At 65.3% G+C, this 16,503-nt stretch carries 15 protein-coding genes; 3 read left to right on the top strand and 12 right to left on the bottom strand.

Going from position 1 to position 16,503, the window contains the following annotated elements:
• Window positions 1-44: 44 nt before the first annotated feature.
• From ftsY to dapF, 3 genes are read right to left on the bottom strand one after another with little or no spacing between them, the layout of a single operon-like run.
• Window positions 45-1,826 carry a signal recognition particle-docking protein FtsY gene (gene ftsY / locus NYQ83_RS14420; RefSeq protein WP_261215517.1) on the bottom strand — a complete coding sequence of 594 codons (1,782 nt, stop codon included), beginning with the start codon at window positions 1,824-1,826 and terminating at the stop codon, window positions 45-47.
• Window positions 1,826-3,100, bottom strand: a complete 1,275-nt coding sequence (gene mtaB, locus NYQ83_RS14415; protein ID WP_261215515.1) for a tRNA (N(6)-L-threonylcarbamoyladenosine(37)-C(2))-methylthiotransferase MtaB — start codon at window positions 3,098-3,100, stop codon at window positions 1,826-1,828. Before mtaB ends, ftsY begins: the two co-directional genes overlap by 1 nt.
• Complete coding sequence (dapF, locus tag NYQ83_RS14410) at window positions 3,097-3,966, bottom strand: diaminopimelate epimerase (RefSeq protein WP_261215513.1); 870 nt, start codon at window positions 3,964-3,966, stop codon at window positions 3,097-3,099. Before dapF ends, mtaB begins: the two co-directional genes overlap by 4 nt.
• A 195-nt stretch (window positions 3,967-4,161) precedes the next feature.
• Between dapF and NYQ83_RS14405 the strand changes: the two genes are divergently transcribed.
• A complete protein-coding gene (locus NYQ83_RS14405; RefSeq protein WP_261215511.1) occupies window positions 4,162-5,442 on the top strand; it encodes a YihY/virulence factor BrkB family protein in 1,281 nt (426 codons plus the stop codon).
• Between the two features lie 131 nt (window positions 5,443-5,573).
• Here the strand turns inward: NYQ83_RS14405 and NYQ83_RS14400 are convergent, their stop codons facing one another.
• From NYQ83_RS14400 to NYQ83_RS14360, 9 genes are all read right to left on the bottom strand, one after another.
• On the bottom strand, window positions 5,574-5,930 hold the full coding sequence (locus NYQ83_RS14400; RefSeq protein WP_261215509.1) for a RidA family protein: 357 nt from the start codon (window positions 5,928-5,930) through the stop codon (window positions 5,574-5,576).
• Between the two features lie 41 nt (window positions 5,931-5,971).
• Window positions 5,972-7,093, bottom strand: a complete 1,122-nt coding sequence (locus NYQ83_RS14395) for an FAD-binding oxidoreductase (RefSeq protein ID WP_314733310.1) — start codon at window positions 7,091-7,093, stop codon at window positions 5,972-5,974.
• 10 nt (window positions 7,094-7,103) lie between these two features.
• Window positions 7,104-8,528: an NAD(P)/FAD-dependent oxidoreductase gene (locus NYQ83_RS14390; RefSeq protein WP_261215507.1), complete on the bottom strand. Its 1,425-nt coding sequence runs from the start codon at window positions 8,526-8,528 to the stop codon at window positions 7,104-7,106.
• On the bottom strand, window positions 8,528-8,824 hold the full coding sequence (locus NYQ83_RS14385) for a (2Fe-2S)-binding protein (RefSeq protein WP_128290676.1): 297 nt from the start codon (window positions 8,822-8,824) through the stop codon (window positions 8,528-8,530). The genes NYQ83_RS14390 and NYQ83_RS14385 overlap by 1 nt, the downstream gene beginning before the upstream one ends.
• Window positions 8,808-9,917 carry an NAD(P)/FAD-dependent oxidoreductase gene (locus NYQ83_RS14380; RefSeq protein WP_261215505.1) on the bottom strand — a complete coding sequence of 370 codons (1,110 nt, stop codon included), beginning with the start codon at window positions 9,915-9,917 and terminating at the stop codon, window positions 8,808-8,810. The genes NYQ83_RS14385 and NYQ83_RS14380 overlap by 17 nt, the downstream gene beginning before the upstream one ends.
• The gene (locus tag NYQ83_RS14375; RefSeq protein ID WP_261215503.1) at window positions 9,914-10,714 is read right to left on the bottom strand and encodes an ABC transporter permease; all 801 of its coding nucleotides are present in this window, start codon (window positions 10,712-10,714) and stop codon (window positions 9,914-9,916) included. The genes NYQ83_RS14380 and NYQ83_RS14375 overlap by 4 nt, the downstream gene beginning before the upstream one ends.
• On the bottom strand, window positions 10,711-11,571 hold the full coding sequence (locus NYQ83_RS14370) for an ABC transporter permease (RefSeq protein ID WP_261215501.1): 861 nt from the start codon (window positions 11,569-11,571) through the stop codon (window positions 10,711-10,713). The genes NYQ83_RS14375 and NYQ83_RS14370 overlap by 4 nt, the downstream gene beginning before the upstream one ends.
• Window positions 11,568-12,632 (bottom strand): ABC transporter ATP-binding protein, encoded by a 1,065-nt coding sequence (locus NYQ83_RS14365; protein ID WP_261215500.1) that lies wholly within the window; start codon window positions 12,630-12,632, stop codon window positions 11,568-11,570. The genes NYQ83_RS14370 and NYQ83_RS14365 overlap by 4 nt, the downstream gene beginning before the upstream one ends.
• Window positions 12,633-12,704: 72 nt before the next feature.
• Entirely contained in the window at window positions 12,705-13,736 is a 1,032-nt protein-coding gene (locus tag NYQ83_RS14360) for an ABC transporter substrate-binding protein (RefSeq protein ID WP_261215499.1), read from the bottom strand.
• Window positions 13,737-13,845: 109 nt separating this feature from the next.
• On the opposite strand from NYQ83_RS14360, the gene NYQ83_RS14355 reads away from it, so the two are divergent.
• Both NYQ83_RS14355 and ffh read left to right on the top strand, forming a co-directional pair.
• The gene (locus NYQ83_RS14355; RefSeq protein ID WP_261215498.1) at window positions 13,846-14,811 is read left to right on the top strand and encodes a LysR substrate-binding domain-containing protein; all 966 of its coding nucleotides are present in this window, start codon (window positions 13,846-13,848) and stop codon (window positions 14,809-14,811) included.
• Window positions 14,812-14,959: 148 nt separating this feature from the next.
• The gene (gene ffh, locus NYQ83_RS14350; protein WP_261215497.1) at window positions 14,960-16,480 is read left to right on the top strand and encodes a signal recognition particle protein; all 1,521 of its coding nucleotides are present in this window, start codon (window positions 14,960-14,962) and stop codon (window positions 16,478-16,480) included.
• Window positions 16,481-16,503 lie beyond the last annotated feature (23 nt).

Below are 16,503 nucleotides of genomic sequence, written 5' to 3'. Positions count from 1 at the left end.
GCGGAGGGCGCCGCAAAGTGTCAATCGCGCCCTCCTTGCGGCGTTTACATGCCGGCAATGGCACGGGCGAAATCTTCCGCCTTGAAGGGCTGCAGATCGTCGATGCCTTCGCCGACGCCGATGAAATGCACCGGCAGAGCGTGTTTTGCGGCGATCGCGACGAGAATGCCGCCGCGGGCGGTGCCGTCGAGCTTGGTCATGACGAGGCCGGTGACGCCGGCGCGCTGGCCGAAAATCTCCACCTGCGAGAGGGCGTTCTGCCCGGTCGTCGCATCGAGCGTCAGAAGCGTCGTGTGCGGTGCGCTCGGATCGTGCTTCTTGATGACGCGCACGACCTTTTCGAGCTCGTCCATCAATTCGGCGCGGTTCTGCAGACGCCCGGCCGTGTCGATGATGAGGACATCGCTTCCCTCTTTCTTCGCCGCCTGCATGGCATCGAAGACGAGGCCGGCCGCATCGGCGCCCTGTTCGCGCGAAATGACGGTGCTCTTGGTGCGCTCGCCCCAGATCTTCAGCTGCTCGATGGCGGCGGCGCGAAACGTGTCGCCGGCGGCGAGCATGACGCTCCGCCCCTCGGCGCGGAGCTTCGCCGCGAGCTTGCCGATCGTTGTCGTCTTGCCGGAGCCGTTGACGCCCACGACCAGGATGACGAAGGGCTTTTTGGCGGCATCGATGGCAAGCGGCTCGGTGACCGGGCCCAGGACTTTTGCCACCTCCTCGGCGAGGATGTTGCGGATCTCGTCTTCGCCGACCGTCTTGTCGTAGCGCTCGCGGGCGAGGCGCTCGGTGATCGCGGTCGCGGTCGCCACGCCGAGATCGGCCTGGATCAGGATGTCTTCCAGATCCTCCAGCGTCTCGTCGTCGAGCCGGCGCTTGGTGAAGGTGCCGGTGATGCGCGAGGTGATGGTGCTCGAGGATTTCGACAGGCCGGCACGCAGGCGCTGCAGCCAGTTCTGACGCGGCAATTCGGTGGCGACGGGGAGGGTTTCGGATTTTGCGGGCTCTTCGGCCGGCTCGTGCTCGGCGGTCTCCGCCTCGCCGACGTCCTCGCCGGTCTCGGTCACAGGAGCTGCGGCGAGCCCGGCTTCCTCGTCGGCAGAGGTTTCGGCAGCGGCAGGGCGGTGCTTTTCGGCGGTGTCCTCGCCCTCCGGCGCGAGGCCGATATCGGTTTCCGTCGTCTGCGGGCCGCGATCCTTCGTTTCGAGCTGGTGGGCGGCGGGATGGGTTTCGTGCTCAGGTTCTGCGGCCGGCGTCTCAACGGGGGCGGGGGTTGAGGCTGCGGCTGCGGGCTGAAGGCCGCGCTCCTCGTCCTGCGCAGACGTGTCTTCTGCAGGTTCCTCCGCTGTGGTCGTCTCCTGAGACGCAGCGTTGTCGGCGGGGACTTCCTTTTCTGCCGGCTCTTCTGGCGCTTCGGGCTTGCGGGCGGCAGGCTCTTCCTCGTCTTCCGCTGGAGCCTCCGGCTCCTTGACCGGGTGTTCGGTGAAAGAGGCCGCTTCCGCGTCGGCATCGGCTGGCGCGGCCGCGGGGCGGTGGAGGTCGGCGTCCGGCGCCTCCGCCTCTTCGACGATGCCGATATCGGTGTCGGTCGTCTGCGGTCCGCGGTTCTCGGTTTCGAGCTGGTGGCTGGCGAGCCGCTCTTTGTCCTCGGGCCGGTCCTCCTCTGGGAGCGCCTCTTCTGGCAGGGCCCTTGCGGATCTCGCTTCGCTTTCTTCCGCGGCCTCCGCGTCCGTCAGCTGCGTCTCGTCGCGCTCGGCCTCCTTTTCGGGGATATCGTTGCCTTCGCCGAAAAGGATGCGCTTGAAGAAGCCACGCTTCTCTTTTGCCATTATGCGGCCTCCGCCAGCTGCTGGCCCTGCAACATGCCAGCCTCGATGCCGGCGATGCGCACGTTCAAAATGTCTCCGGCCGTGCCTGCGGATCCGAGGCGCACCGGCGCGAATTGTTCGGTGCGGGCGGAGCCTTCCTTCTCCACCAGCACGCGGCGCTCATGGCCGAGCTCGCTTTCGAGGAACCGCCGCTCGGCGACTTCGCCCGCTTCCCGGAGGCGGCGTGCGCGCTCTTTGATCTCCTGGCGCTCGAGCATCGGCATGCGTGCCGCCGGCGTGCCCTTGCGCGGCGAGAAGGGGAAGACGTGCAGGAAGGTGAGACCGCAATCCTCGATGAGGCGGAGAGAGTTCTGAAACATCTTCTCCGTCTCGGTCGGGAAGCCCGCGATGAGATCGGCGCCGAAGACGATGTCGGGACGCAGCCGGCGCGCTTCCTCGCAGAAGCGGATTGCATCGTCGCGCAGATGCCGGCGCTTCATGCGCTTTAAAATCATGTCGTCGCCGGCCTGCAGCGACAGATGCAGATGCGGCATCAGCCGCTCTTCCTCGGCGATCGCGCGCATGAGGTCGGGATCGGCCTCGATGGAATCGATGGAGGAGAGGCGCAGGCGGGCGAGCTCCGGCACATGGCGCAGGATGGTGCGCACGAGACGGCCGAGGCGCGGCGCGCCCGGCAGATCGGCGCCCCAGGAGGTGAGGTCGACGCCGGTCAGAACGATTTCGGGATAGCCCGCGGCGACGAGGCGGCGGACTTCCTCCACGACCGGGCCCATGGCGACAGAGCGGGAATTGCCGCGGCCATAGGGGATGATGCAGAAGGTGCAGCGATGGTCGCAGCCGTTCTGCACCTGCACGAAGGCGCGGGTGCGGCCCTCGAAGGCATCGACGAATTGCGGCGCGGTTTCGCGGATCGCCATGATGTCGGAGACGACGATCTTTTCCGGCGGCGGCAGATCCATGGGCGAACGCGCGACGCGGGCCCAGGCGGAGCGCTCGGTCTTTTCGGCATTGCCGAGAACGAGATCGACCTCGGCCATCTCGGCGAACATTTCCGGATCGGTCTGCGCGGCGCAGCCGGTGACGACGATGCGGCGGCCGGGATTCTCGCGCCGTGCCTTGCGGATCGCCTGACGCGCCTGGCGCACGGCCTCTGCCGTGACGGCGCAGGTGTTGACGATGATGGCGTCGGAAAGCTCTTCGCCCGCCTCGCGGCGCATCACCTCGGATTCGTAGGTGTTGAGCCGGCAGCCGAAGGTGAGGATGTCGAGGCTCATTCGGCCGCCTCCTCGGCGCGCTGCCAGGCGCCCGTCTCAGGATCGAAAGTTCCCGCAAATTCCGTCTCGGCGGGGCCGGTCATCCAGATGTGGTCGCGCTCGTCCCAGCGGATCGTGAGTTCGCCGCCCGGCATGGCGATCACCGCCTCGCGGGCCGAACGGCCGGTGCGGGCGGCGGTGACGAGCGTGGCGCAGGCGCCGGTGCCGCAGGCGCGCGTCAGGCCGGCGCCGCGCTCCCAGATGCGGATGCGGATGCGGTTCGGTGTCTCCACATGGGCGACGGTGATGTTGGCGCGCTCCGGGAAGATCGGATGGTTTTCGAGAAGCGGACCGAAACGCTCGATCTGATGCGCGTCCACATCGTCGACGAAGAAGACGGCGTGCGGGTTGCCGACATTGACGACGGCCGGCGAATGCAGAACCGGCGCATCGACCGGACCGATCTGCAGTTCGATCGCACGGGTGTCGTGGAATTCCTCGGCAAGCGGGATCGATTGCCAGTCGAATTTCGGCACGCCCATATCGACGGAAATCGCCTCGCCGGAGATCTGGCCGATGAGAAGGCCGGCGCGCGTCTCGATCGAGGCATGGGGCTTGCCTGTCTCCGCCATGACGAGGGAGGCGACGCAGCGCGTGGCATTGCCGCAGGCCGCAACCTCGCCGCCATCGGCATTGTCGATGCGCATGAAGACATCGGCACCTGAAGGCGAACGCTCCAAGGTGATGAACTGGTCGAAGCCGACCCCTGTTTTTCGATCGGCGAGTTTCCTGATGATTTCAGGCGCCGGACGCACGCCTCCCGCACGCGTGTCGACGACCATGAAGTCGTTGGCGAGACCGTTCATTTTCAAAAAGGGCGTGTTCATGGGCGCCTATATGGGCGAAACCGGGACAGAACGCCAGATGAGGCGAAAACTGGCAAAGCGCCATTTTGTCTTGGGTCTTCCTGGGATGCCGGCGCGTCCTCCGATTTGCGGCGCTGAGATGGCGCCCGCGGCGCATCCTGCGGCGCATTGGGCGGAACCAACGCCCCGGCCGCCGATTATTCGGCCAAGGGATTCATGAACAACGACAGACCACACAGCCAGCATGCCCGCGATCCGCGCGGCCGCGATGCCCGCCAGCCGACACAGATCCCGTTTCTGGGCTGGAAAGACATTTTCTGGCGCGTGAGCCAGGAGATCGGCGAGGACCGCGTTTCGCTCGTGGCGGGCGGCGTCACCTTCTATCTGCTTCTCGCCGCCTTTCCGGCGCTCGGCGCGCTCGTTTCCATCTACGGGATTTACAACGATCCGGCCAATCTCGCCTCGCAGCTGCAGGCGTTGCAGGCGGTGATGCCGCAGGCGGGCATGGACATTCTGCAGCAAGAGCTGTCGCGGCTCGTGACGGCGAAATCCTCCTCGCTCAGTTTCGCGTTTCTGACCACGCTCGCTCTGTCGCTGTGGAGTGCCAATAAGGGTGTGAAGTCGCTCTTTCAGGCGCTCAACGTCGCTTATGAGGAGAAGGAGAAGAGGAATTTCTTCGTCCTCAACGTCGTGTCGCTCGCCTTCACGCTCGGCTTTCTGATCCTCATCATCCTGTTCTTGAGTGCCACGATCGTGGTGCCGGCCGTGCTCGCCTATCTCGGCCTCCATCAGGGATGGCTGGTCGCCTCGATCCGGTGGCCGATCCTGCTTCTGGTCGCGGCCTTTTCGATCGGCATCCTCTATCGCTATGGGCCGAGCCGGCGGCCGTCGCGCTGGCGCTGGGTGACCTGGGGCGGGACGATCACCGCCGTGGTGTGGATCGCGGCCTCGATCATGTTCTCCTGGTACATCGCGAATTTCGCCGATTACAACGCCACCTACGGATCGCTCGGGGCGGTGATCGGCATCATGATGTGGATCTGGGTGTCGGTATTCGTGCTTCTGGCGGGCGCCGAACTCAACGCCGAGATGGAGCATCAGACCGCCCGCGATACGACCTTGTCGCCGGAAAAGCCGATCGGGCTCCGCGGCGCGCATATGGCCGATACGGTCGGCAAGGGGCTCGACGGGTCGGGCGGCGGTGCCGGCATCGACCTCTTCGGCACGCGTCAGCCGCTCGGACGAGACCGCCCGTTTAGCTTCGGCGAGTTGATCACGCTCGGGATTCCCTTCGTTTTGATCGCCATCCTTCTCACCCCGCCGAAACGACGGGCGACGAAGAGCGGACCGCATTCGGCGAAGCGGGACAGCGTGTCCGATAAGAAGCGCGGAAAGAGTGCCAAGGACAAAAGCGCCAAAGACGGGCGGCGGTCGGCGTCCGGGAGTGTTCTCGCGTCGGTTCTGCGTCTGGCCGCGGCGCAGGCCGCCAAGCGCTGAGCGAAGACGGATTTCTCGGAGGAAGAGAGCGGCGGCTGAGCCGCTCGGGGTTCCCGCCGGGGGAAGGCGAGAACCCGTCGAAAACGTGCCGCCGGGCGATGGCTGATGCCGGTTGCCGGCGACACGCGTCGTCAGGTTTGGACATACTTCGCCGCGGAGACGACGACCTCGATGAGGGTGTCCTTGCCGAGTTCGGCGACGCCGATCGTGGCGCGGGTCGGCAGATGCTCGGCCGGCAGCCAGGCGAGCCAGGCCTCGTTCATGCCGTCCTTCTGGGAAAAGTCGGAAATGTAGATCATCGCCGTCAGGAGCTTCTCCTTGGAGGAGCCGACCTTGGCCAGAAGATCGTCGATCTTCTTGCAGATCTCTTCCGTCTGCCCCTTCATGTCCTTGCTCATATCGTCGGCGACGAGGCCGCCGAAATAGAGAACGCCGTTATGCTCCACGACGCGATGGTTGATCTTCGTCTGGATGTGACGCTGGATCATTGTGTGTCCTTGCTTGGTTTTGGAGGGGGGTGAGGCCCGCTTCAGGACTTGGCGAAGCGGGTGATGGAGAACGGTGCGATCGGAGCGTTGGTGTGCCCGGTCGCGATCAGTTCCGCCATGATCTCGCCGACGGCCGGGCCCAGCTGGAAGCCATGGGCGGAAAAGCCGAAAGCGTGGAAGGCGTTTTCGTGGGTCGACGAGGGTCCGATGACCGGAATGTCGTCGGGCATGCGGCCTTCGATGCCGGCCCAGGAGCGGACGATGGTGGCGCTCTTCATGATCGGAAAAATGCCGATCGCCGTCTCCGCCGAATAGCGCAGCTGCGAGAAGCGCATCTCGGATTTGTTGGTCTTCGGATCGGGATAGCCGCGGCGTCCGCCGCCGATGATGACGGTGCCGTTTTCCGCCTGCTTGAACGACAGCGGGCGGCCACAGCCGCCGACGACGGCATCGCAGAAGCGCTTCATGCGCGCCGTCACGATCATCATCGGCGCAATCGCCTCGATGGGGGCATGCTCGCCGAGCTGTCTGGCGATTTCGCCCGCCCAGGCGCCGGCGCAGTTGAGGAGATTGCGCCCCGTAAAGGTGCCGGCCGAAGTGTCGACGTGCCAGTCCTTCCCGTCGCGGCGCACTTTCTCGACGCGCGTCTTCTCGAAGAACTGGACGCCGAGCGCGCGCGCCTTGCGCTGAAAGGCGAAGGTCGTGGTGTAGGGGATGGCGAAGCCGTCATCGAGGCTTGCGAGCCCGCCGACGCAATGCGGGGCGACGGCGGGGAGGAGACGCCGCAATTCCTGCTGATCGACGATGACCTCGTGGGTGAAGCCCAGTTCGCGGAGATCGGCAGTCCGCTTTTCGAGCGTCTCGAGCTCCGCTTCGGTCTCCGCCACCTTGATCTGCGGGCAACGCTGAAAGCCGCAATCGTCGTCGACGAGATCCCCGATCCGGTGCCAGATCTCCATCGCGCGCACCGAGATCGGCACCTCGGCATAATTCCGGCCGAGGCGGCGCACGCCGCCGGCATTGACGCCGGAGGCATGGCGGCCGGCATTGTCCTTTTCGATGACGATCACCGACAGGCCGCGTTTGGCGGCGTGCAGTGCGGCCGAGCAGCCGTGCAGGCCGCCGCCGACGACGATGAGATCCGCCATAGGCGTGCCGGTCACGGTCGTGTCCTCAGTGTACGGCTGCGGATTCATCAGCGAGATCGGCCGGAACGGCTTCCTCGCTTTCGAGGGCTGCGAGCTCCGACAGGAGGAGCGGCTTCAGGGGCGGTCGGATGCGGTAATAGCCGATCTCCGAGATCGGTTCGCCGCGCCGGCTGGCGATGATCTCGCTGACGGCGAGCCCGCACATGCGGCCCTGACAGGGGCCCATGCCGCTGCGCAGGAAAGACTTCACCTGGTTGGGGCCCGGCGCGCCGAGATCGACGGCCTTGCGGATGTCGCCGGCCGTCACCTCCTCGCAGCGGCAGACGAGGGTGTCGTCGGCGGGGGCGAGAATTTCCGGCGAGGGCGCGTAAAGGGTTTCCAGAAGCGGCCGGATCTTGGCCTCGCGCATGAGCGCATCGGTGACGGAGCGGCGCTCCTGGGCGTTGCCGCGACCGGCCTTTTCCGCGATCCTGAGGCCCGCGAGGCGGCCGCGCAGCCTGGCGGCAACCGCGCCGCCGATGCCCGCACCGTCGCCTGCCACATAGACGTCGGCCATGGTCGTCTCGAAATACTCGTCGACCTTCGGCACGAAGCAATGCTGGCTCTTGTTCCATTCGTGATCGCAGCGCAGAAGGCGCGTGACCTGCTGGTTCGGCACGATGCCCTGGTGGAGCGCGACGGAGGTGGTTTCGAGACGGTGGGATTTGCCGCCGCTCGTGAAGGTCACGGCCTCCGCCTTGCCATTGCCCTCGATGCGGATTCCGGTCGCATCGCGGTAGATCGGCACGCCGGCGCGGCGCAGCGACAGCATCATCGCCATGCCCTTCACGAGATAGGATGCGGCTCCGAGGGCTGCCGGAAGATGCTTGAGCGCTGCCACGTAGCGGCTCTGCGGCACGGTCTCCACGATGGCACGCGGCTTGACGCCGGCCTTCAGCATCTGCGCGGCAATCAGCGACAGGAGCGGACCTGAGCCGACGAAGACGACATCGTCGGAGACGACGCCGTTCGCCTTCAAGAGGATCTGCAGAGCGCCGGCCGTGGTGACGCCCGGAAGCGTCCAGCCCGGCATCGGCGTCGGCCGCTCGATGGCGCCCGTCGCCACCACGATGGCGCCGGCCTGGATGTGTTTGGAGCCTTGGCCGAGCGACACGTCGATGCCGAGGGCGCTGTCGATGTTCCAGACGGTGGCGCCGGGGAGATATTCGGCGCTGCACGCGCGGAAGGCTTTGGCGATGTCGCGGCCGGCGGCATAATCGGCGCCGAGGACCTTTGTGCGCTTCTCGTCGCTCGTCTCGATGCCGCGATAGATCTGGCCGCCGGGTGCCGGCTGTTCGTCGAGAACGATCGCGGAGAGCCCGGCCTTGGTGACTTCGACAGCGGCGGCAATGCCGGCCGGACCGGCGCCGATGATGGCGACGTCGTAGCGGTTTTTCGTCGTTGCGCTCATCAGGAGATCACCTCCGCGCTGCCCGACTGGCGGCGCACCTGCATGCCCTCTTCGACCTGCACCATGCAGGCCTGGCGGTTCGGCACGCCGTCGATCTCGACGAGGCAGTCGAAGCACACACCCATCAGGCAGAAGGGGCCGCGGGGCGTCTCGGTGACCGGCGTGGTGCGGAAAATGCGTTCGTCGGCCGCGAGAAGAGCCGCCGCGATCGTGTCGCCGGTGCGGGCCTTCAGGGCCTTGCCTTCGAAAGTGAAGGAGAGGGAGGGAGCGCCCGTCTCCTCAGCGCGCTTGAACATTGAATCTCCTTGCTGAAAAGGCGGCCATCTCATCGTCGAGCCGGCCGCGGGCGATCATCGGCGCGAGCGCCATCGCATGGGCGCCGGCGAGCGTGACGCCGGAATGGCAATTGACGCTGAAGGCGCCGGGGTGGGTTTCGGATTGCTGATAGATCGGATGGCCGTCGGGGCTCATCACCCGCAGCGCTGCCCATGAGCGCACGACGCGCAGATCTTTCAGAAACGGGAAGGCGCGCAGCGCGCGGGCGGCGATGTCCGCCATGATGCGCGGCTTCGAAGTGGTGTCGAAGCCTTCATCCTCGTGGCTGTCGCCGATCATGATGGAGCCTTCGTCGGTCTGGCGCACGACATGCGTCGGCTTGGTGAAGAGAGGCGCAGTGCGCTCCGTCACCAGGATCTGGCCCTTGAGCGGTTCGACGGGAATATCGAGGCCGACCATTTCGCCCAGATCGCGATTTCCGAGGCCGGCGGCGAGGACGACCTTGGCGCCGGTGAAGGTGCCGGCCGGCGTGCGCACGGCAAAGTGGCCGCCGTCGCGCTCGATCTCAATGCCGCGGGCGTTCGGATGATAGCGGCCGCCGTGCTTCAGGAGGCCGGCATGCAGAGCGCGCATCAGATAGAGCGGGCTCGCGTGGCCGTCATGCGGCGAATAGGTGCCGCCGACGACATCGGGGCCGAGGCCCGGCAGCATGTCGTCGAGCTCGGCGCGGCTCAAAACCCGGCCGCCGTAATATTCCGCACCATGCTCCTGGTTCATGCGGTTGAGGATCTTAACCTGTTCCTCAAGCTCTTCCTCGTCGACGCAGACATGCACGCCGCCGGGCTTGTGATAGGCGGTGGAGACGCCCGTCTCCTCCAGGAGGTTGTCGGAAAATTCCGGCCACACATCCGCCGAACGGCGCGTCCAGCGCGCATATTCAGGCATTTTGAGACCCTTCGTCTGTACCCAGACGAGGCCGAAATTGCCGCGTGAAGCGCGAAAGGCGACGTCGCCCTCGTCGAGGAGATCGACCTTTTCGCCCTCGCGGGCGAGGCCATAGGCGATGGCGGCGCCGACGAGGCCGCCGCCGATGACGATGGTGTCTGCCTTCATCGTGCGCCCTCGCCGATGAGGAGGCGATCGAGGCCGTAGATGCGGTCGACGAGGAACATGAGACCCACGGTAAACAGGATGGCGACCGTGGAGATTGAGGCGACGAGGGGGTCCGTCGTCTGCGTGATGTGGGAGAAGAGACGCACTGGCAATGTCGTTGTGGTGGGGCTGACGATGAACACCGTCACGGTGAGTTCGTCGAAGCTGGTGATGAAGGCAAGGACCCAGCCGCCGATCACGCCCGGCATGATGGCCGGAAGCGTGACGCGGCGAAAGACGGTCCAGTCGGAGGCGCCGAGCGACACCGCCGCCTGTTCCTGCGACCGGTCGAGGCCGGTCACCGAGGCGAGAACGAGGCGCAGGATGAAGGGCATGATGATGATCGCATGACAGAGCATCAGCCCGACGAAGGTGCCGTTGACGTTGAGGAAGCTGAGAAAGCGCAGGAAGGCGATGCCGAGAACCACGGTCGGCACCGTCAAAGGCGACAGGAAGAAGGCCTGAAGCACGTCACGGCCTGGAAAGCGGCCGCGGCCGATGGCGAGCGCCGCCGGCACGGCGAAGATGGAGGAGACGGTCGCGGAGGCGACACCGAGCTGGAGGCTGATCCAGGCCGCTTCGATGAAGTCGGGATTGTCGAGGATCGCCCGGAACCAGCGCAGCGACAGGCCGCTCGGGGGAAACTCCAGAAAGCCTTCCGGCGTGAAGGAGACGCCGATGACGACGACGAGCGGCGCCAGCATGAAGGTTGCGAAAAGAACGCTGAAGCCTTTGGCGAAGAGGCCGTTGTGTCTCATTCGAAGACCCCCGCAAAACGGCGTTCGACGAGCCGGTTCCAGCCGACCATGATGGCGAGCACCGAGACCAGAAGAAGGATCGCGATCGCCGCGCCGAGCGGCCAGTTCAAGGTGTTCAGGAACTCGTCATAGACGGTGGTGGAAACGACCTTGACGCGGCGGCCGCCAAGGATGGCCGGCGTGGCGAAGGCGCTCGCCGACAGCGAAAAGACGATGAGGGAGCCCGACAGGATGCCCGGCATCGCCTGCGGCAGGACGATCCTGCGAAAGATGGTCCAGGGCCGGGCGCCGAGCGATTCCGCGGCACTTTCCGTCGCCGGATCGGTGCGCTGGAGGGCGGCCCAGATGGCGAGGATCATGAACGGCACCATGACATGGACGAGGGCGAGGACGATGCCGCCCGAGGTGTACATCATGCGGATCGGCGAGGTGATGAGGCCGAGGTCACGCAGCGTGTCGTTGATGACGCCCTTGTTGCCGAGAAGGATCGCCCAGCCGAGCGTCCTCACCACGACGGAGATGAGGAGCGGGCCGAGCACGACGAGGAGCATCACGGAGCGCCAGAACGGGTGCATGCGCGACAGGAAATAGGCCTGCGGCAGACCGATCGCGGCACAGATGAGCGTGGTGGCGAGCGCGATCGCGAAGGTGCGCCCGAAAATCTCGTAGAAATAGCCGTCGCTCAGGACCTCGACGTAATTCTCCAGCGAGAAGGTCGGGGCGATGCCGCCATAAAATGAGAAGCTGTGAAAGCTGAGGATGAAGGTCATCACCAGCGGCACCAGCAGCAAAACGAGAAAGAGCAGGAGCGCCGGGGCGCTCAGGATCCAGGGCCTGGATTTCGCTTGACGTGTCATGCCGCGCCATCCTCCTTCGGCAGGAGGCGCAGATGATGGGGCGTCCAGGCGAGATGCACGGTCTCGCCGTGTTCCGGCTCGCGCTGGCCGCGGTTGCGGCGCACGACGAGGAGAGGTCCGAGCGGCGTCTCGATGCGGAAGAGCCACTGGTCGCCGAGGAAGATGCGCTCGATCACCGGGCCTGAGACGACGGCCTCGCCCGCCTCGACGATTTCGATGCGTTCCGGGCGCAGGGAGACGGTGATCGGGCCGGGCCTCAGATGGGCGGGCGGACCGGCAAGCTCCATGCCGTTGCAGTCGAGCGCGGAGCCTTCGTCATTCGTCGTCTTCAGCGTGGCGGCAAGGCTGTTGGTCTTGCCGAGGAAGGTCGAGATGAAGGAGGATTTCGGGTTTTCGTAGACGTGGAAGGGCGTTTCTTGCTGCATCAGCCGGCCGTGATGCATGACCGCGACACGGTCTGAGAGCGCCATCGCCTCGTTCTGGTCGTGGGTGACGAGAAGCGTCGTCACGCCCGCTTCCTGCTGGATGCGGCGGAGTTCGAGCTGCATTTCCTCGCGCAGCTTGGCGTCGAGATTGGAGAGCGGCTCGTCGAGGAGAAGGAGCTCCGGCTCGATGACGAGGGCACGGGCGAGCGCCACGCGCTGGCGCTGGCCGCCGGACATCGCCCGGGGATAGCGCTTGGCGAGATGGGCAAGCTGCACGAGCTCCAGCGCTCCGGCGACCTTGCGCGCACGCTCCTTCTTGTCGATGCCGCGCATCTCCAGGCCAAAGGCGACGTTTTCTTCCACCGTCATATGCGGGAAGAGCGCATAGGTCTGGAAGACGATGCCGAGACCGCGGTTGCGCGCCGGCACCTCTTCCAGGTGGCGGCCGTTGAGCATGATGTGTCCGGAGGTCGGCTTTTCGAAGCCGGCGATCATCTGCAGCGTCGTGGTCTTGCCGCAGCCGGAGGGACCGAGGAGGGAGACGAACTCGCCTTTCTCGACGGCGAGCGAAAAATCTTCGACGGCCACGACTTCGCCGAAGCGTTTGGTCAGACCGCTAAGCTGAAGGAAAGGCATCTGTGAACTCGCAAAGCCGGCAGTACAGGGGCGAAGGCGGGAGTGCCGAGCACTCCCGCAATGCCGTTCAACTCAGCGCTCGACCTCGCGCGCCCAGCGTTTGGTCCACTCTTCGCGGTTCGGGTTGATCGTATCCCAGTCGACGGCGACGAGGTTTTCGATCTGCTCGGGCCCATAGGGCAGGAAGGAGGCCTGCTCTTCGGTCAGTTCCGCTTTCCGGTTGACCGGGCCGGAGCCCATGACGTCGGCGAGCTTCACCTGAACTTCCGGCGTCAGGAGATATTGGATGAACTCGTTGGCGACTTCAGGAACGTTGCTTTCCACCACCGGGCAGGCCGCGAGCATGAGGGCGACGGCGCCTTCCTTCGGATAGGCGAATTTCGCCGGGAAGCCCGTATCGGCGAGCGACTTGGTGCGGCCCGAACCCCAGATCGACAGAGCGATTTCCTGCGACTGGAAGAGCTCCGACATCTTGCCGGAGGACGGCTCGAAGACGAGGACGTTCGGCGCGACGTCATCGGCCATCACCTCAAAGCCCGGATCGATGTCCTTCTCACCGCCGCCGCTGAGCCGCGCCATCATGATGAGGGTGTGCAGACCGTAGGTGTTGTTGATCGGCGGGATCGACAGGATGCCTTCGTATTTCGGATCCTTCAGGTCTTCCCAGCTTGCGGGGGGATCCCAGCCTTCGCGCTCGAACCATTCGGTGTTGTAGGTGAAACCGGTCGCGACGAAGCCGATGCCGATGGAATTGGGGCCGAGCTTGGCGAGATCGTAGACGTCGTCGAAGGCCGCCGCCTTGCTCATCGGGGCGCAGAAGCCGAGGGCGTCCGCCTGATACATCGGGCCGTCGTCGAGAATGACGACGTCGAGCTCCTGATTGCCCTTCTGCGCCTGCAGGCGCGCAAGGTTTTCGGTGGAATTGCCGGCGACGAACTGGATCGTCACGTCATGCGTCTTCTCAAATTCGGGGAAGACGACTTCCTTCATCAAGGTTTCGAAAGAGCCGCCATAGCCGCCGACGACGAGGGTATCCTGCGCCTGGGCGGTCTGAACGGCTAGGAGGGAGCTTGCGGCCGCAAGCGCCATGATGACCGGTTTCATTGAGAACCCCTCTGTATTCTTTTGAGACATGATCATTGAATGGGCGTTTTCCGGGTGTTTCAAATGAGATTATATGTACACCTCATTCCCAAAGGTTATGAGGTGCGCCTTGGCGAAGCCCAATATCCGGCAGGTCGAAGCCTTCAACGCCGTCATGAAGGCCGGGTCCGTGACCAAAGCGGCGGAAGGATTGTTCGTCAGCCAGCCGGCCGTGAGCAAGTTGCTGCACGCCTTCGAAGTGGCCTGCGATCTGCCGCTCTTCACCCGCACCAAGGGCCGTGTCGTGCCGACGCCGGAGGCCCGGCAATTGTTCGTCGAGACCTCCAAGCTCGAGCAGGGGCTGACGCGCGTGCACGAGGCGGCGCGCGCCATCCGCGAATTGCAGCGCGGCGAGATCTCCATCGTCGCCTTTCCGGCGATGAGCATGCGGCTCATTCCGCGCAAGGTGGGCGAGCTTTTGTGCGACCGCCCCGACGTGCTTCTCTCCCTCTTCACGCGCACCTCGCGCAGCGTCGAGAATTCGATGATCACGCGTGCGGCGGATTTCGGCATCTCGCTCGTGCCGACGAGCAATCCGGCGCTGCATTGCGAGCCGTTCTCCAACATCTCCATGATCTGCGCGCTGCGCCGCGAGCATCCTCTGGCGCGCAAGGCGGCGATCTCGCTTGAAAGCATCGCCGGGGAGCGTCTCGTGGCGCTCGGGCGGGACGATCTTTCCTATCCGCTCATCGACGAGGCGTTTCAGCGTGCGGGGCTGGCGATGCGGCCGGCAGCCGAAGTGCAGATGGCGGATGCGGCCTGCAGCATGGTGGCGTCCGGCTGCGGGGTGGCGATCGTGCCCTCACTCGTGTCTTTCGAGGCGGACTTTCCGGATGTCGTGTTCCGCCCGCTCACCGAGCCGATCGCCATGACGACCTGGCTTTTGACGTCCACCTATCAGGAGCTGTCGCAGCTGGCGCTCGAGCTGATGGACGAGATCCGGGGTGCGGTGGAGGAGCTGGAGGCGGAGCTGCACGGCACGCTCGGCTGCGACCCGGCCGCCGATTCGCGGTTTGCGGGCGCGGCGCATCCTTGACTTGTGGCGCGCTGCCGCTTAGGTGAGCGACACTCTATAAAAGGGCCAGATTTACGACCCGCCGACCGGAACGGGATTCCGGAGGTCACCATCCGCCAGCGAAGGTTCGCCCGCGGATGCAATTTGCATTGAACGCTCGAGACGCGCCATGTTCGATACCCTATCAGATCGCCTTTCAGGCATCTTCGACAAGATCACCGGCCGCGGAGCACTTTCCGAGAAGGACGTCTCGGAAGCGCTGCGGGAAGTGCGGCGTGCGCTTTTGGAAGCGGATGTCGCGCTCGAAGTGGTGCGCGCCTTCACCGAGAAGGTGCGCGAGCGTGCCGTCGGCGCCGAAGTCGTGCGCTCCGTCAAGCCGGGGCAGATGGTCGTCAAAATCGTCCACGACCAGCTCGTCGAGATGCTGGGCGAGGAAGCCTCGGAGATCAATCTTCACGCCGCGCCGCCCGTCGCCATCATGATGGTCGGTCTGCAGGGCTCGGGCAAGACGACCTCGACGGCGAAGATTGCCAAGCGCCTGTCGGAGCGGGAGAAGAAGAAGGTCTTGATGGCCTCGCTCGACACCCGCCGGCCGGCGGCGCAGGAGCAGCTCAAGGTGCTGGGCGAACAGATCGGCGTCGCGACCTTGCCGATCATCGAAGGGCAGGGGCCGGTCGACATCGCCAAGCGGGCGCAGAATGCGGCTCGCCTCGGCGGCTACGACGTGCTCATGCTCGATACGGCGGGCCGCACGCATATCGACGAGCCCTTGATGATCGAGATGGAGGAGGTGAAGCGGGCTTCCAATCCGCATGAAATCCTCCTCGTCGCCGATGCGCTCACCGGCCAGGACGCCGTCAATGTGGCGCGCTCCTTCAACGAGCGCTGCGCCGTCACGGGCATCGTGCTGACGCGTATCGACGGTGACGGACGCGGCGGTGCGGCGCTTTCCATGCGCGCCGTCACCGGCAAGCCGATCAAGCTCATCGGTACCGGCGAAAAGATCGACGCGATCGAGGCCTTCCATCCCTCGCGCATCGCCGACCGCATTCTCGGCATGGGCGACATCGTCTCGCTCGTCGAGCGGGCGTCGGAGCAGATCGACCAGGAGAAGGCCCTCAAGACCGCCCAGAAGATGAAGAAGGGCGAGTTCGACCTCGAGGATTTTGCCGAACAGCTTCGTCAGATGGAAAAGATCGGCGGCATGTCGGGCATCATGAGCATGATGCCGGGCATCGGTAAAATGAAGAAGCAGGTGGCCGCGGCCGGCATCGACGACAGCGTCGTGAAACGCCAGCTCGCCATCATCTCGTCGATGACGCGCCAGGAGCGGCAGAAGCCGGCGGTGATGAATGCGAGCCGCAAGAAGCGCGTGGCGGCGGGCTCCGGCGTCGAGGTGCAGGACGTCAACAAGCTCCTCAAGATGCACCGGCAGATGTCGGACATGATGAAGAAGCTCGGCCGCAACAAGAAGATGGCCGGTCTCTTCGGGGGCGCGCAGCCCGATCCGGCGATGCTGGAAGAAATGCAGAAGGGCGGTTTGCCGGGCGGCATGTCTGGCGGGCTCCCGGGCGGTCTCGGCGGTATGCCGGGCGGCCCGCCCAAAGGATTGCCGGGCCTTCCAGGAATGGGAGGCGGGATGGGCGGTCTGCCGGGGCTTCCCGGTCTTGGCCGCGGCAAGAAGAAATAAGGTTCAAACGCAAGGAAGACTGA

The sequence above is a fragment of the Afifella sp. JA880 genome (genome assembly GCF_025379905.1).
Classification (GTDB): domain Bacteria; phylum Pseudomonadota; class Alphaproteobacteria; order Rhizobiales; family Afifellaceae; genus Afifella; species Afifella aestuarii.
This window is presented reverse-complemented; position numbering and strand designations above follow the sequence as displayed.

Bases quoted from the DNA above. Each gene is read 5' to 3' on its own strand.
- ftsY (WP_261215517.1), bottom strand. From the start codon at position 1,826: ATGGCAAAAGAGAAGCGTGGCTTCTTCAAGCGCATCCTTTTCGGCGAA.
- mtaB (WP_261215515.1), bottom strand. From the start codon at position 3,100: ATGAGCCTCGACATCCTCACCTTCGGCTGCCGGCTCAACACCTACGAA.
- dapF (WP_261215513.1), bottom strand. From the start codon at position 3,966: ATGAACACGCCCTTTTTGAAAATGAACGGTCTCGCCAACGACTTCATG.
- NYQ83_RS14405 (WP_261215511.1), top strand. From the start codon at position 4,162: ATGAACAACGACAGACCACACAGCCAGCATGCCCGCGATCCGCGCGGC.
- NYQ83_RS14400 (WP_261215509.1), bottom strand. From the start codon at position 5,930: ATGATCCAGCGTCACATCCAGACGAAGATCAACCATCGCGTCGTGGAG.
- NYQ83_RS14390 (WP_261215507.1), bottom strand. From the start codon at position 8,528: ATGAGCGCAACGACGAAAAACCGCTACGACGTCGCCATCATCGGCGCC.
- NYQ83_RS14385 (WP_128290676.1), bottom strand. From the start codon at position 8,824: ATGTTCAAGCGCGCTGAGGAGACGGGCGCTCCCTCCCTCTCCTTCACT.
- NYQ83_RS14380 (WP_261215505.1), bottom strand. From the start codon at position 9,917: ATGAAGGCAGACACCATCGTCATCGGCGGCGGCCTCGTCGGCGCCGCC.
- NYQ83_RS14375 (WP_261215503.1), bottom strand. From the start codon at position 10,714: ATGAGACACAACGGCCTCTTCGCCAAAGGCTTCAGCGTTCTTTTCGCA.
- NYQ83_RS14370 (WP_261215501.1), bottom strand. From the start codon at position 11,571: ATGACACGTCAAGCGAAATCCAGGCCCTGGATCCTGAGCGCCCCGGCG.
- NYQ83_RS14365 (WP_261215500.1), bottom strand. From the start codon at position 12,632: ATGCCTTTCCTTCAGCTTAGCGGTCTGACCAAACGCTTCGGCGAAGTC.
- NYQ83_RS14360 (WP_261215499.1), bottom strand. From the start codon at position 13,736: ATGAAACCGGTCATCATGGCGCTTGCGGCCGCAAGCTCCCTCCTAGCC.
- ffh (WP_261215497.1), top strand. From the start codon at position 14,960: ATGTTCGATACCCTATCAGATCGCCTTTCAGGCATCTTCGACAAGATC.